The sequence below is a fragment of the Kitasatospora sp. SolWspMP-SS2h genome, from assembly GCF_003259315.1.
GTDB classification, from domain to species: Bacteria; Actinomycetota; Actinomycetes; order Streptomycetales; family Streptomycetaceae; genus Kitasatospora; species Kitasatospora fiedleri.
In genome coordinates this window covers 18,568-32,433 of the sequence record NZ_QLLT01000005.1, presented here as the reverse complement: position 1 = coordinate 32,433, position 13,866 = coordinate 18,568, and the positions used below count along the sequence as shown (strand labels likewise).

The window sequence follows — 13,866 nt, the reverse complement described above, 5'->3', positions numbered from 1 at the left end:
GGGTCAGGCACCGGGGTGCGGCGCGACCTCGCGCAGCAGCTGCAGGAACGCGTCCTCGCCGACCACCGGGGTGCCGTACTCGCGGGCCTTGCGGGCCTTGCCGCTCCACGAGGCCGGCTCGTTGGTGACCAGCAGGCTGGTGAGCCGGCTCACCGAGGAGGCGACGTGCAGGCCGGCCTCGGTGGCCCGGTCCTCCAGCAGCTCGCGGTCGGTGGCGGTGTCGCCGGTGATCGCCACCCGCATGCCCTGCACCAGCGGGGAGCCGTCCGCCCAGCGGCCCGGGTTCGGGTACGGGCAGGGCGGGCGCTTGCGGCCGGGGCGGTAGGACGAGCCCCAGGAGCCGCGGGCCGGGCCGGCGGCCGTCGCGGACGCCGACGCGTCCTCGCCGAGGTCGGTGACCGCGACGCAGGCGGTCAGCGGCAGCGGGACGCCGCCGCTGCGGGCCAGCTCCAGCGAGGGGCGGAACACCTCGGCCAGCACCCGGGCGTCGTCCAGCGCGTGGTGGGCCTGGCGCTGGTGCACCCCGAAGTGGGCGGCCAGCGAGGAGAGCTTGCCGTTGGGCAGCGGCAGCCGCAGGTCGCGGGCCAGCACCATGGTGCACAGCCGCTGCTCGACCGGGGCGCGCAGGCCGGCCCGGGAGAACTCGCGGGAGATCATGTTCCAGTCGAACAGCGCGTTGTGGGCGACCAGCACCCGCTCGCGCAGCCGCTCGGCGAACTCCGCGGCGACCTCCGGGAAGGTCGGCGCACCGGCCAGGGTCTCGCTGGTCAGGCCGTGGATCCAGACCGGTCCCGGGTCCCGCTCGGGGTTGACCAGGGTGTACCAGTGGTCGGTGATCTCGCCGTCCGGGTCGAGCTGGTAGACGCCCGCCGAGATGACCCGGTCGGAGCGGCCGAGACCGGTGGTCTCCACGTCGACCACCGCGAAACCGCGCCCGGCGCCCCCGCCGGGGCCGGTGCGCGGTGCCGGGAACGGCGAGGTGGGGAATGGCGCGTACATGGGGCACCACTTTACGGGGAACGGCGGGCGGCACCGGACGGAATAGCCCGGGACGGCCCCGGCTTACAGTGGAAACGCGGGTGCAGACACCCGTGGCACCCGTACACCGAAGGACTTCCCCCATGCGCGCCACCGTGATCCACGGCCCCCAGGACATCCGGATCGAGGAGGTGCCCGACCCCCGGATCGAGCGGCCGGGGGACGCCGTGGTGCGGGTGCTGAACGCCTGCATCTGCGGCAGCGACCTGTGGGCCTACCGGGGCGTGGCCAAGCGGCAGCCCGGGCAGCGGATCGGGCACGAGTTCCTGGGCTTCGTCGAGGAGGTCGGCGCCGAGGTGCGCGGCTTCGCGGCCGGCGACCTGGTGGTGGCCCCGTTCGTCTGGTCGGACGGCGTGTGCGAGTACTGCCGCGAGGGCCTGCAGACCTCCTGCCCGCACGGCGGGTTCTGGGGCACCCCGGGGTCGGACGGCGGGCAGGGTGAGGCCGTCCGGGTGCCGTTCGCGGACGGCACGCTGGTGAAGCTGCCCAAGGAGGCGGCCGGGGACGAGAAGCTGCTGCCCGGGCTGCTGGCGCTGTCGGACGTGATGTCCACCGGGCACCACGCGGCGGTCTCGGCCGGCGTGCGGCCCGGGGCGACGGTCGCGGTGGTCGGCGACGGCGCGGTCGGGCTGTGCGGCGTGCTGGCCGCGCAGCGGCTCGGCGCCGGCCGGATCATCGCGCTCGGCCGGCACGAGGGCCGCACCGCTATCGCCCGCTCGTTCGGCGCCACCGACGTGGTGGCCGAGCGCGGCGAGGCGGCGGTGGAGGCGGTGCGCGAGCTGACCGGCGGGCAGGGCGCGCACGCGGTGCTGGAGGCGGTGGGCACCGAGGAGTCGATGCGCACCGCGCTCTCGATCGCCCGGGACGGCGGCGCGGTCGGCTACGTGGGCGTGCCGCACGGCGGCAGCGCGGGCGTGGACATCAGCCAGATGTTCAACCGGAACGTGCGGCTGGTCGGCGGGGTGGCCCCGGCCCGGGCGTACATCCCCGAGCTGCTGCCCGACGTGCTCTCCGGCGCGATCGACCCGGGCGCGGTGTTCGACCGCACGGTGGGCCTGGACGGGGTGCCCGAGGGGTACCGGGCGATGGACGAGCGGACGGCGCTGAAGGTCCGGATCGCGTTCTGAACCCGCCCCCGAACAGGGGTAATTGAACGATCATCACACCGGGGTGGCCGCAAAACGGCCGCCCCGGTGGCGTGTTCCGGTCAGTTTTCGGCCACATCGCGTGGGGAAGCTTCTCGCCACCCGCTCCTGGATCTAGCATGCAGCGCACTCAATGTGACGTCACTCACGTCCATCTGATCGTCCGTCGCACCGAAGACGTCAGGAGACCCCCGCGTGGCACCCCCGCCCGATTCCCTCCCCGAGTCGTTCCAACGTATCGAGGAGTCACCGGAGTTCCGGCAACTGCGGAGCTCCTTCCGGAACTTCGCATTCCCGGTCACGGCCGGATTCGTCCTCTGGTACCTGCTGTACGTCCTGCTCAGCTGCTACGCCCCCGGCTTCATGAGCACCAAGGTCGCCGGCAACGTCAACCTCGCGCTGGTGCTCGGCATCCTGCAGTTCGTCAGCACCTTCGCCATCGCCGCCTGGTACGCCCGGTTCGCCGACCGGCAACTGGACCCGCGGGCCGCGGTGATCCGCGGCCGCGCCGACGCCACGCTGCCCGCCCAGTCCGCCGACCACACCGCCGTGGCCGAGGAGGCCGCCGAATGACGCAGCTGGCCACCTCCGCGAGCGACCACCGCACCCTGATCATGTCCCTGTTCGGGCTGTTCGTCCTCACCACCCTCGGCATCACCCTGTGGGCCGGCCGCAGCACCCGGGACGCCTCCGACTTCTACGCCGGCGGCCGCGGCTTCACCGGCTTCCAGAACGGCCTGGCGATCTCCGGCGACTACATGTCCGCCGCGTCCTTCCTCGGCATCACCGGCTCCATCGCGCTGGCCGGCTACGACGGCTTCCTCTACTCGATCGGCTTCCTGGTCGCCTGGCTGGTCGCCCTGCTGCTGGTCGCCGAACCGCTGCGCAACTCCGGCCGCTACACCATGGCCGACGTACTGGCCTTCCGGATGCGCCAGCGGCCGGTGCGCACCGCCGCCGGCATCTCCACCATCGTGGTGTCGATCTTCTACCTGCTGGCCCAGATGGTCGGCGCCGGCTCGCTGGTCGCGCTGCTGCTCGGCGCCCAGAGCGACGCCGCCAAGCGCTGGACCATCGTCGCGGTCGGCGCCCTGATGGTGCTGTACGTCGTCATCGGCGGCATGAAGGGCACCACCTGGGTGCAGATCATCAAGGCCGTGCTGCTGATCCTCGGCGCCGGGCTGATGACCGTCCTGGTGCTCGCCAAGTTCCACTTCAACCTGTCCGAACTGCTCGGCTCGGCCGCCAAGGCCAGCGGCAGCGGCGACAAGTTCCTGCAACCCGGCCTGCGCTACGGCGCCAACGGCACCACCAAGCTCAACTTCCTCAGCCTCGGCATCGCCCTGGTGCTCGGCACCGCCGCGCTGCCGCACATCCTGGTCCGCTTCTACACCGTCCCGACCGCGCGCACCGCCCGGAAGTCGGTGCTCTGGTCGATCGGCATCATCGGCGTCTTCTACCTGATGACGCTCGCCCTCGGCTTCGGCGCCGCCGCGCTGGTCGGCCGCACGGCGCTGGCCGCCGACAAGTCCGGCAACACCGCCGCCCCGCTGCTCGCCGAGCACCTCGGCGGCGGCGCCGGCACCACCGGCGGCGCGGTGCTGCTCGCGGTGATCTCCGCGGTCGCCTTCGCCACCATCCTGGCCGTGGTCGCCGGACTCACCCTGGCCTCCTCGTCCTCCTTCGCCCACGACCTCTACGCCAACGTGATCCGGCGCGGCAGGGCCACCGAGAAGGAGGAGGTGGCCAGCGCCAAGTTCGCCGCGGTGGCGATCGGCGCGGTCGCCATCCTGCTGTCGATCTTCGCCGACAAGCTGAACGCCGCCGCGCTGGTCGCGCTGGCCTTCGCGGTCGCCGCCTCCGCCAACCTGCCCACCCTGCTGTACTCGCTGTTCTGGAAGCGGTTCAACACCACCGGCGCGGTCGCCTCCACCTACGCGGGCCTGGTCACCTCGGTCGCCCTGGTGGTCTTCTCCCCGGTGGTCTCCGGCAACCCCAAGACCTCGCTCTTCCCGCACAGCGACTTCTCCTGGTTCCCGCTGGAGAACCCCGGCCTGGTCTCCATCCCGGTCGGCTTCCTGGCCGGCGTGATCGGCACCTACCTGGCCCGGGAGAAGGCCGACCCGGCGAAGTACGCCGAACTGGAGGTCCGTTCGCTCACCGGCCTGGGCGCGCACTGAGCCGACTTCTCCCGGGCGGCGCCCGGAAGCCCGGCTGGCCCTGTCCGGCCGGTCTTGCCGGGCGTGCGACGCCGGATCATCCCGGCTGGAAGCACCGGCGAAACACCCGAGTACACCCAGTACGAGGGCGTTCCGCCGGCACTCCCAGCCGGGCGCCCGACGCCGCACGCTGATCCGACAAGATCAACCGGACAGGGCCTAAGCTGGCCCGACCGCCGAACGGCGGTCGGGCCAGTGGGCTCTTCGCAGAGAGGCGGGCCGGGATGCTGCTCGACACCTACGGCCGGCGGGCCGTCGACCTGCGGGTCTCGCTCACCGACCGGTGCAACCTGCGCTGCACCTACTGCATGCCGGAGGAGGGGCTCAGCTGGCTCGGCAAGCCCGACCTGCTGACGGACGAGGAGATCGTCCGGCTGGTCGCCCTCGCGGTCGGCTCGCTGGGCGTCCGGGAGGTCCGCTTCACCGGCGGGGAACCGCTGCTGCGGCCCGGGCTGGTGCCGATCGTTGCGGCCTGCGCCGCGCTCGAACCCCGGCCGGACCTCTCGCTCACCACCAACGGCATCGGCCTGGCCCGGGTGGCCGGCGCGCTGCGGGACGCCGGGATCGACCGGGTCAACGTCTCGCTCGACACCCTCGACCCCGGGACCTTCGCCCGGCTCACCCGCCGCAGGCGCCACCAGGACGTCCTGGACGGCCTCGCCGCCGCGGAGGCCGCCGGGCTGCGGCCGGTCAAGCTCAACACCGTCCTGATGCGCGGCGTCAACGACCACGAGGCCGCCGACCTGCTCGCCTGGGCGGTCGAGCACGGCTACCAGCTGCGCTTCATCGAACAGATGCCGCTGGACGCCCAGCACGGCTGGGACCGGACCCGGATGGTCACCGCCGAGGAGATCCTCGACCTGCTCCGGGCCCGCTTCGCGCTCACCCCCGAGCCCGCCGCCCGCGGCGCGGCCCCCGCCGAGCGCTGGCTGGTCGACGGCGGGCCCGCGACGGTCGGCGTCATCGCCTCGGTGACCCGCCCGTTCTGCCGGGCCTGCGACCGCACCCGGCTCACCGCCGACGGCCAGGTCCGCAACTGCCTCTTCGCGACCGGGGAGACCGACCTGCGCGGCGCGATGCGCGACGGCGCGGACGACGCGGAGCTGGCGGAGCTGTGGCGGGCGGCGATGTGGGGCAAGAAGGCGGGCGCGGGCATCGACCAGCCGGAGTTCCACCAGCCGGAGCGGCCGATGTCGGCGATCGGCGGCTGAGCGGGTTCCCGACCGCTCAGCCGGAGAAGGGCTCGGTGTCCTTGAGGAAGCCGCGGACGGCCAGGAACTGGCTGAGCGGGTCGCGGTGGGTGTCGCAGGCGAGCCAGGTCTTGCGGCGGTCGGGGGTGTGGAGCTTGGGGTTGTTCCACCGGAGGGACCAGGTGGCGAGGTCGCGGCAGCCCTTGGCGGAGCACTTCGGGGGGCCCGCCGGGGTCTCGGGGCCGCCGGGGGGAGTGCCGAAGAGGGGGTGCGCGGGGGTGTCCATGGGGTCGATCCTATGTCCGGGCATGACGACGCCGGGCAGCCACGGGGGGAGCTGCCCGGCGTCGGTCTGTCGCTCCGACGGGGGATGCGGAGCGCTAAGGAAGTATGGCACGGCGGGAGGGGCGTGGGTGTCCCTGTCCGGTGATTAATTTGAGGATCGTCTGAGCTTTCCGACGGTCATAGCGGCACATGAACGGCGATACCGGACAGTGGGATTGAGGGATTCTCAGTCCTGTGGCCGATTCTCGGCGCTCGCGCCGCCGCCGCCCGTCCCGCCGGGGCCGAGCATCAGCGGGGTGTCGGGGGAGAAGGCGAAGGTCGAGGGCAGGCCGGGGGCGCGCTCGCGGCCCGCGTTGGCGATCAGGACGGCGAAGTAGGGCAGCAGGATGCCGCCGGCCAGCGCGCCGAAGGCGAGCCAGCGCTGGACGTCCCAGAGGATGACCGCGAGCAGGACGCACGCGGTGCGGATCAGCATCGAGATGACGTAGCGGCGCTGGCGCCCCCGGACGTCCTCGCTCAGGCTGCTGCGGGCCCCGGTGATCCGGAAGACCTGGCCGTCGTCCGCGCTCTTGGGCATGGTCCCATCCATTCTCGGGTCGGTTCGGCCACCCCTACGGTCCTCCACGGTAACCCCGCTGACGCCGGCCGGACCCACCCGGGTCCGGCGCGGCGGGCGGCGCGGGCTCAGGGCGTGCGGCGCAGGTACGCGACGGGGACCGCGTCGGTGAGCCAGACGCCGTTCGCCGACACCCGGAACGCGTGGCCGTCCCGGGCCATCGCCGCCGCGTCGACCTCCAGGACGACGGGGCGGCCGTGCCGGGAGCCGACCCGGACGGCCGTCCCGGCGTCGGCGGAGAGGTGGACGTCCCGCCGGGACATCGGGCGCAGGCCCTCGGCCAGGACGAACCGCAGGGTGCGCTCGGCGGTGCCGTGGAAGAGCACGTCCGGCGGGACGGCGGCGGGCAGGCCGAGGTCGACCTCGACGGTGTGGCCCTGGCTGGCCCGGATCGAGCGGCCGTCCGCGGAGTAGGCGAAGCGGCGCTTGTCGTTGGTGGCGACGACGTGGTCCAGCTCGGCGCGGCTCAGCGGGCGGCCGTGCCGGCCGAGCGCGGCGAGCAGGGCGTCGACCTCGACCCAGCCCGCCGGGTCCAGGGCGACCCCGACGGAGCCCGGGTCGTGGCGCAGGATGCGGGAGAGCGTCCTCGACGCCTTCACGGTGCGTTTCTCGTCCATCGGGGTCCCCCCGGGGTGCGGGTCGGCAGGCTCAGGACGCCTGGCTGACCGAGCTCATGTGGAAGTCGCGCACCCGGACCGGCGGCATCGCGGCCCGGGTGAACCAGTCGCCCCACTCGCGGGGCAGGCAGCGTTCGGTGCGGCCCACTTCGGTGATCCGGCCGAGCAGGTCGACCGGGGACTCGTTGAAGCGGAAGTTGTTCACGGCGCCGACCACCTCGCCGTGCTCGACCAGGTAGACGCCGTCCCGGGTGAGGCCGGTGAGCAGCAGGGTGGCCGGGTCGACCTCGCGGATGTACCAGAGGCAGGTGAGCAGCAGGCCGCGCTCGGTGCGGGCGACCATCTCGTCCAGGGTCGGCGCGCCGGGGGCGGCGGTCTCCAGGACCAGGTTGTCGACCGGCGGGGTGAGCGGCAGGCCGGCCAGGGCGGCGGAGTGCCGGGTGGACAGCAGGTTGGCGAGGCGGCCCTCGCGCAGCCAGTCGGTGGCGGCCAGCGGGAAGCCGTTGTCGAAGACCGACTCGTTCTCGCCGGAGGAGTGCGCGAGCACGAACGGCGCTGCCTGGAGGCCGGGCTCCGCCGGGTCGGAGCGCAGGGTGAGCGGCAGTTGGCTGAGCCGCTCGCCGATCCTGGTGCCCCCGCCGGGCCGGGAGAAGACCGAGCGGCCCTCGGCCGCGTCCCGCGCGCCGGAGGACCAGGAGAGGTAGACCATCAGGTCGGCGACGGCCGAGGGCGGCAGCAGCGTCTCGTACCGGCCGGCGGGCAGGTCGATCCGCTTGCGGCCCCAGCCGAGGCGGCGGGTCAGGTCGGTGTGCAGGGCGGTGACGTCGACGTCGGTGAAGTCCCGCGTCGCGGCGCCGGCCCAGGCGGAGCCGGACAGGTCGGCGGTCTTGGCGTTCAGCTCGACGCTGCCGGTGGGCTGGTCGTGGCGCAGCCGCAGGCCGGTGGAGCTGCCCAGGTAGGAGGTGGTGCGCTCGTGCCGGGCGAAGCCGTACAGCAGCTCGCCGCCCGCGCGGGCCCGGGCGAACGCCTCGCCGAGGGCCGGGGCGAAGTCGGCGAAGACGCCGATGTCGGTGGTCTCCGGGGCCTCGGTGAAGCGCGGGTCGGCCGCGCGGCCCTCGATCAGCGGCTGGGCGTCCTCGGCGGGCCCGGCGGCCCGGGCGGCGGCCTCGGCGGCGCGCACCAGCCGCTCGACCTCGTCGAGCGTGACGGCCTCCTGGGCGACCACGCCGGAGGCGGTGCCGGTGGCGCCGGCCGCGGTGGAGACCACGGTGAGACGGCGGCCGCGGGTGACGCCGTTGGTGGTCAGGCCGTTGCCGGCCCAGCGCAGGTTGGCGGTGGACTCCTCGTCGGCGATCACCACGCAGCCGTCCGCGCGGGAGAGTTCGAGGGCGCGTTCCACCAGCTCGTGGGGGTGCGTGAGGGACATCAGTGACCCGCCTCCTGCTGGGTGTTGAGCACGTTGACCTGGCGGAACAGCGCGGACGGGCAGCCGTGGCTGACCGCGGCGACCTGGCCCGGCTGGGCCTTGCCGCAGTTGAAGGCCCCGCCGAGCACGTACGTCTGCGGGCCGCCGACGGCGCTCATCGAGCCCCAGAAGTCGGTGGTGGTGGCCTGGTAGGCGAAGTCCTTGACCTGGCCGGCGAGTTCGCCGCCGCGGATGGCGTAGGCGCGCTGGCCGGTGAACTGGAAGTTGTACCGCTGCATGTCGATCGACCACGAGCGGTCCCCGACGATGTACAGCCCGTTCTCCACCTGGGAGACCAGGCCCGCGGTGTCCGGCCCGCCGGCGGCCGGCTGGAGCGAGACGTTGGCCATCCGCTGCACCGGCACGTGCGCCGGGGAGTCGGCGTAGGCGCAGCCGTTGGAGCGCGCGAAGCCCTTGAGGTGCGCCATCGGGCGGTCGAGCTGGTAGCCGACCAGGACGCCGTCGCGGATCAGGTCCCAGGACTGGGTGGCGACGCCCTCGTCGTCGTAGCCGACGGTGGCCAGGCCGTGCTCGGCCGTCCGGTCGCCCGTGACGTGCATCAGCTCGGAGCCGTACTCCAGGCTGCCGAGCCGGTCGAAGGTGGCGAAGGAGGTGCCCGCGTAGGCGGCCTCGTAGCCCAGCGCGCGGTCCAGCTCGGTGGCGTGGCCGATCGACTCGTGGATGGTCAGCCACAGGTTGGACGGGTCGATCACCAGGTCGTAGCGGCCGGCGGCGACGCTCGGCGCGCGCATCTTCTCGGCCAGCAGCCCGGGCAGCTCGGCCAGTTCGGCGTCCCAGTCCCAGCCGGTGCCGCGCAGGTACTCCCAGCCGCGCCCGGCCGGCGGGGCGATGGTGCGCATCGAGTCGAACGCGCCGGTCCGCTCGTCCACGCTGGTGGCCTCCAGCCAGGGGTGCAGGCGCACCCGCTGCTGGGTCGTCACGGTGCCCGCGGTGTCCGCGTAGAACTTGTTCTCCTGCACGGTCAGCACCGCGGCCGACACGTGCGACACGCCGTCGGCGGCCAGCAGCCGGGACGACCACTCGGCCAGCAGGCCGGTCTTCTCCGCGTCCGGCACCTCGAACGGGTTCACCTCGTACGCGGAGACCCACTCGACGTCCGGGTAGACCGGCTCCGGGGCCAGCTCCACCCGCTCGCCGGAGCCCGCCGCGCGGCTGATCCCGCCCGACAGCCGGGCCACCGCCACCGCCTGCTCGGCCACCGCCGCGGCCGCCTCCGGCGTCAGGTCGACGCCCGCCGCGAAGCCCCAGGCGCCGTCCAGCAGGACGCGGACGGCGAAGCCCAGCTGCACCGTGTCCGACGAGCCGGCCGGGCGGGCGTCCCGCAGCCGCCAGGACGCCGAACGCACCCGCTCCAGGCGGAAGTCGGCGTGCGCCACCCCCAGCCGCCGGGCCCGGGACAGGGCCGCGTCCGCCAGCGGGCGCAACGGGTAGGAGAGGAACTGAGGATCGAGCGCGGAGGGCGGCATCGGGCTCCCTGGGTCGAGGGTCGGGCGCGGCGGGCCGCCCCCGGCCGAGGGCGCACCCGCTCGCATCATCCCCGGCCGCAGGGCGTACGGCCAGCAAATATCCGCCGCGCCACCCTGATGCCCCGTCAGGCCGGGGCTACGCCAGGGCCTCCCACCAGCCGTCCAGCTCCGGCGGGTTGGCCACCTCCACCCGCTGCCCCGGGCGCGGCACCGCCAGCGGGACGCCGTGCGCCTTGGCCTCCGCCAGCAGCCGCTCCACCGGCTCCGCCCAGGGGTGCGGCGCCAGGTTGAAGGTGCACCAGTGGATCGGCAGCAGCAGCCCGCCGCGCAGCTCCAGGTGCGCCCGCACCGCCTCCTCCGGGTTCAGGTGGATGTCCGCCCAGGCCGGGTCGTAGGCGCCGACCGCCATCAGCGCTGCGTCGAACGGGCCGTGCTGCTCGCCGATCCGGGCGAAGCCCTCGAAGTAGCCGGAGTCCCCGGTGAAGAACACCTTGTGCCGCGGGCCGGCCGCCACCCAGGAGCCCCACAGCGTGGTGTTCCGGGCCAGGCTGCGGCCGGAGAAGTGGTGCGCGGCCGTCAGCGTCAGCGTCAACTCGCCGAGCGTGCAGGTCTCGTCCCAGTCCAGCTCGATGATCCGGTGCTCCGGCACGCCCCAGCGGCGCAGGTGGCCGCCGATGCCCAGCGGCACCGCGAACGGCGCCGACTGCAGCTCCACCAGGCGGCGCACCGTCGCCATGTCCAGGTGGTCGTAGTGGTCGTGCGAGATCAGCACCGCGTCCACCTGCGGCAGTTCGGCCAGCTCCACCGGCACCGGGTGCAGCCGCTTCGGGCCGGTCAGCTGCGAGGGCGAGCAGCGGTCCGACCAGATCGGGTCCACCAGCACCCGGCAGCCGTCCAGCTCCAGCAGCGCCGAGGCGTGCCCGAACCACGTCACCGCGACGCCCCCGGCCGACCCGTCGGAGACCTCCGGCACCGCCAGCGGCACCGGGGCGGCCGGCACCCGGCCCTCCTTCTCGAACAGCATCCGGCGCAGCGTCGCCGCGTCCGGCCGGCCCGGCGCCCCGGCCGACACCTCGGAGGGAGCGTTGTGGAACACCCCGTCGCGGTACTGCGGGGAGGCCCGCAGCCGCTGGTCCGCCCTGCTCGGCCGGCGCCCGAACTGGGCCGGGACCTCGCGCAGCGCCCACGCCGCCGCACCCGCCAGGGCCAGCGCCGCCAGCGCCGCCAGCCTGCGGCGGCCCGTCCGGCCAGGGTGTGCACCACTCATCTCGCGTCCGCTCCGTTCGGCTCGCCCGGAATCGGCGCCCCGGACTCTCCGGAACACCTTCGGGGCAACGCCCGCCGCCCGTGCGGCGTTCCCGGCGACCCCCGCCGCCCCGTTGTGGGGATACGACAGTTCTCGCCGGACGCCCCTGTCGGAGGCGGCTTCGCCCGGGATCGCACCCTACCGATAGCGTCGCTGGTGAACTGCGCGCGGTCGCGCGTGCACTGCCGACGCACATCGAGAGAGAGGTGGACCCTTGAGCCGCTCGGTACTGGTCACCGGAGGCAACCGGGGCATCGGTCTGGCGATCGCCCGGAGCTTCGCCGAGGCGGGCGACAAGGTCGCCATCACCAGCCGGGGCGGCGAGGTCCCGGCGGAGCTCGCCAAGTACGACGTCCTCGCCGTCCGCGCCGACATCACCGACGCCGAGCAGGTCGACGCCGCCTTCACCGAGATCGAGGCCGCGCACGGCCCGGTCGAGGTCCTGGTCGCCAACGCCGGCATCACCAAGGACACCCTGCTGCTGCGCATGTCCGAGGAGGACTTCACCTCCGTCCTGGACACCAACCTCACCGGCACCTTCCGGGTGGTCAAGCGCGCGGCCGCCAAGATGCTGCGCGCCCGCAAGGGCCGGGTCGTGCTGATCTCCTCGGTGGTCGGCCTCAGCGGCTCCGCGGGGCAGGTCAACTACGCCGCCTCCAAGGCCGGCCTGGTCGGCTTCGCCCGCTCCCTCGCCCGCGAGCTCGGCTCCCGCGGCATCACCGTCAACGTGGTGGCGCCCGGCTTCGTCGACACCGACATGACCGCCGTGCTCAGCGAGGAGCGCCGCAAGGAGATCGTCTCCGACGTCCCCCTGGGCCGCTACGCCGCCCCCGCCGAGATCGCCTCGGCCGTGCGGTTCCTGGCCTCCGACGAGGCCGCGTACATCACCGGAGCCGTCGTTCCCGTCGACGGCGGATTGGGCATGGGCCACTGACCATGACTGGAATTCTCGAAGGCAAGCGCATCCTGATCACCGGCGTGCTGATGGAGTCCTCCATCGCCTTCCACACCGCGCGGCTCGCCCAGGAGCAGGGCGCCGAGATCATCCTCACCGCCTTCCCCCGGCCCAGCCTCACCGAGCGCATCGCCAAGAAGCTGCCCCGGCCGGTCAAGGTCCTGGAGCTCGACGTCTCCAGCGCGGAGCAGCTGGCCGGCATCGCCGACCAGGTCCGCGAGCACCTGCCCACCCTCGACGGCGTCGTCCACTCGATCGGCTTCGCGCCGCAGGACGCCCTCGGCGGCAACTTCCTCGACACCCCGTGGGAGTCGGTCGCCACCGCGATGCAGGTCTCCGCGTACTCGCTCAAGTCGCTCACCACGGCGCTGCTCCCGCTCATGCAGGACGGCGGCTCGGTGGTCGGCCTGACCTTCGACGCGCAGTTCGCCTGGCCGCAGTACGACTGGATGGGCCCGGCGAAGGCCGCCCTGGAGTCCACCAACCGGTACCTCGCCCGCTACCTGGGCTCGCGCGACATCCGCTGCAACCTGATCTCGGCCGGCCCGATCGGGTCGATGGCCGCGAAGTCGATCCCCGGCTTCCCGGACCTCGCCGCGACCTGGGACACCCGCTCCCCGCTCAAGTGGGACCTCTCCGACCCGGAGCCGGCCGGCCGCGGCGTCGTCGCCCTGCTCAGCGACTGGTTCCCGAAGACCACCGGCGAGATCATCCACGTCGACGGCGGGCTGCACGCGATCGGCGCCTGAGCACCCCGTTCCGAGCTGCTCCACGCGCGGGCGCGGCCGTTCCCCCCGGGGACGCGGCCGCGCCCGTCCGCGTTCCCGGGGGCCCCGGGCTAGGGGTTCTCCTTGCAGAAGCCGATGGCGCGGCCCGCCTCGTCGGCGGCCCGCTCGGGGTCGCCGGCCCGGATGGCGTCGAGGATCGCGGTGTGCGGGACCCAGCGGTGCGGGAGCAGGTCGGGGCCGACGTCGTGGCGGAGGTGGGCGCGCAGGACCTCGCCGAGGTCGGCGTAGACGGCGGCCAGCACGTCGTTGTGGGCGGCGGCGACCACGGCCTGGTGGAAGGCGGCGTCGGTCTGGATGAAGTCCTCGGGGACGCCGGAGTTCCAGGCGGCGTCGCGGCGGGCCAGCGCGGCGTCGAGGAGTTCGAGGTCGCGCGGGGTGCGGCGGAGGGCCGCGAAGCCGGCGGCGGAGGTCTCCAGGGTGGCGCGCAGCTCGGCGACCTGGTCCTGGTCGGCGTCGGCGAAGCGGCGGTGCAGCACGCCCGCGAGCTCGCTGGTGGCCAGGACGTAGGTGCCGGAGCCCTGGCGGATGTCGAGCAGCCCGTTGTGGGCGAGGGCGCGGACGGCCTCGCGGACGGTGTTGCGGGCGACGCCGAGCTGGTCGACGAGCTCCGCCTCGGTGGGGATGCGGGAGCCGACCGGCCACTCGCCGGAGGTGATCTGGGCCCGGAGCTGGGCGATCACCTGGTCGGAGAGCGGGGTGCGACGGGTGGTCGACAGCGCCAAGGTCGTGCTCCTTCTGTGGGCCAGGTCATCCGG

At 73.9% G+C, this 13,866-nt stretch carries 14 protein-coding genes; 6 read left to right on the top strand and 8 right to left on the bottom strand.

Translation table 11 applies throughout. The features are described from left to right. Positions 1-3 precede the first annotated feature (3 nt). A complete protein-coding gene (locus K353_RS07730; RefSeq protein ID WP_111552833.1) occupies positions 4-999 on the bottom strand; it encodes a DEDDh family exonuclease in 996 nt (331 codons plus the stop codon). 122 nt (positions 1,000-1,121) lie between these two features. On the opposite strand from K353_RS07730, the gene K353_RS07725 reads away from it, so the two are divergent. From K353_RS07725 to moaA, 4 genes are all read left to right on the top strand, one after another. Then, the gene (locus tag K353_RS07725) at positions 1,122-2,165 is read left to right on the top strand and encodes a zinc-dependent alcohol dehydrogenase family protein (protein WP_111552832.1); all 1,044 of its coding nucleotides are present in this window, start codon (positions 1,122-1,124) and stop codon (positions 2,163-2,165) included. Between the two features lie 213 nt (positions 2,166-2,378). Further along, entirely contained in the window at positions 2,379-2,756 is a 378-nt protein-coding gene (locus K353_RS07720; RefSeq protein ID WP_111552831.1) for a DUF485 domain-containing protein, read from the top strand. Beyond that, a complete protein-coding gene (locus K353_RS07715) occupies positions 2,753-4,363 on the top strand; it encodes a cation acetate symporter (RefSeq protein WP_111552830.1) in 1,611 nt (536 codons plus the stop codon). Before K353_RS07720 ends, K353_RS07715 begins: the two co-directional genes overlap by 4 nt. Positions 4,364-4,626: 263 nt before the next feature. Beyond that, positions 4,627-5,613, top strand: coding sequence for a GTP 3',8-cyclase MoaA (moaA, locus tag K353_RS07710; protein WP_111552829.1), 987 nt, complete (start codon positions 4,627-4,629; stop codon positions 5,611-5,613). Between the two features lie 16 nt (positions 5,614-5,629). Here moaA and K353_RS07705 read toward each other — a convergent pair whose 3' ends face one another. The 6 genes from K353_RS07705 to K353_RS36810 form a co-directional block, all read right to left on the bottom strand. After that, a complete protein-coding gene (locus K353_RS07705) occupies positions 5,630-5,878 on the bottom strand; it encodes a hypothetical protein (RefSeq protein ID WP_111552828.1) in 249 nt (82 codons plus the stop codon). A gap of 225 nt (positions 5,879-6,103) precedes the next feature. Then, complete coding sequence (locus K353_RS07700) at positions 6,104-6,454, bottom strand: DUF3099 domain-containing protein (protein WP_111552827.1); 351 nt, start codon at positions 6,452-6,454, stop codon at positions 6,104-6,106. A gap of 107 nt (positions 6,455-6,561) precedes the next feature. Then, entirely contained in the window at positions 6,562-7,110 is a 549-nt protein-coding gene (locus K353_RS07695; RefSeq protein WP_111552826.1) for an RNA 2'-phosphotransferase, read from the bottom strand. A gap of 31 nt (positions 7,111-7,141) precedes the next feature. Further along, on the bottom strand, positions 7,142-8,536 hold the full coding sequence (locus K353_RS07690) for a metallopeptidase TldD-related protein (RefSeq protein WP_111552825.1): 1,395 nt from the start codon (positions 8,534-8,536) through the stop codon (positions 7,142-7,144). Continuing rightward, positions 8,536-10,062 carry a TldD/PmbA family protein gene (locus K353_RS07685; RefSeq protein ID WP_111552824.1) on the bottom strand — a complete coding sequence of 509 codons (1,527 nt, stop codon included), beginning with the start codon at positions 10,060-10,062 and terminating at the stop codon, positions 8,536-8,538. The genes K353_RS07690 and K353_RS07685 overlap by 1 nt, the downstream gene beginning before the upstream one ends. A 136-nt stretch (positions 10,063-10,198) precedes the next feature. Next, on the bottom strand, positions 10,199-11,329 hold the full coding sequence (locus K353_RS36810; protein WP_111552823.1) for an MBL fold metallo-hydrolase: 1,131 nt from the start codon (positions 11,327-11,329) through the stop codon (positions 10,199-10,201). Positions 11,330-11,582: 253 nt separating this feature from the next. Here K353_RS36810 and fabG point away from each other — a divergent pair, with 253 nt between their 5' ends. Both fabG and fabI read left to right on the top strand, forming a co-directional pair. Then, on the top strand, positions 11,583-12,302 hold the full coding sequence (fabG, locus tag K353_RS07675) for a 3-oxoacyl-[acyl-carrier-protein] reductase (RefSeq protein ID WP_111552822.1): 720 nt from the start codon (positions 11,583-11,585) through the stop codon (positions 12,300-12,302). A 2-nt stretch (positions 12,303-12,304) separates the two neighbouring features. Next, a complete protein-coding gene (gene fabI / locus K353_RS07670) occupies positions 12,305-13,072 on the top strand; it encodes an enoyl-ACP reductase FabI (protein ID WP_111552821.1) in 768 nt (255 codons plus the stop codon). A gap of 89 nt (positions 13,073-13,161) precedes the next feature. On the opposite strand, the gene K353_RS07665 is transcribed toward fabI, so the two are convergent. Then, positions 13,162-13,833: a FadR/GntR family transcriptional regulator gene (locus K353_RS07665; protein ID WP_100840133.1), complete on the bottom strand. Its 672-nt coding sequence runs from the start codon at positions 13,831-13,833 to the stop codon at positions 13,162-13,164. Positions 13,834-13,866 lie beyond the last annotated feature (33 nt).

Coding starts and splice junctions, on each gene's coding strand:
- K353_RS07730 (WP_111552833.1), bottom strand. CDS start 999: ATGTACGCGCCATTCCCCACCTCGCCGTTCCCGGCACCGCGCACCGGC.
- K353_RS07725 (WP_111552832.1), top strand. CDS start 1,122: ATGCGCGCCACCGTGATCCACGGCCCCCAGGACATCCGGATCGAGGAG.
- K353_RS07715 (WP_111552830.1), top strand. CDS start 2,753: ATGACGCAGCTGGCCACCTCCGCGAGCGACCACCGCACCCTGATCATG.
- moaA (WP_111552829.1), top strand. CDS start 4,627: ATGCTGCTCGACACCTACGGCCGGCGGGCCGTCGACCTGCGGGTCTCG.
- K353_RS07705 (WP_111552828.1), bottom strand. CDS start 5,878: ATGGACACCCCCGCGCACCCCCTCTTCGGCACTCCCCCCGGCGGCCCC.
- K353_RS07700 (WP_111552827.1), bottom strand. CDS start 6,454: ATGCCCAAGAGCGCGGACGACGGCCAGGTCTTCCGGATCACCGGGGCC.
- K353_RS07695 (WP_111552826.1), bottom strand. CDS start 7,110: ATGGACGAGAAACGCACCGTGAAGGCGTCGAGGACGCTCTCCCGCATC.
- K353_RS07690 (WP_111552825.1), bottom strand. CDS start 8,536: ATGTCCCTCACGCACCCCCACGAGCTGGTGGAACGCGCCCTCGAACTC.
- K353_RS07685 (WP_111552824.1), bottom strand. CDS start 10,062: ATGCCGCCCTCCGCGCTCGATCCTCAGTTCCTCTCCTACCCGTTGCGC.
- K353_RS36810 (WP_111552823.1), bottom strand. CDS start 11,329: ATGAGTGGTGCACACCCTGGCCGGACGGGCCGCCGCAGGCTGGCGGCG.
- fabI (WP_111552821.1), top strand. CDS start 12,305: ATGACTGGAATTCTCGAAGGCAAGCGCATCCTGATCACCGGCGTGCTG.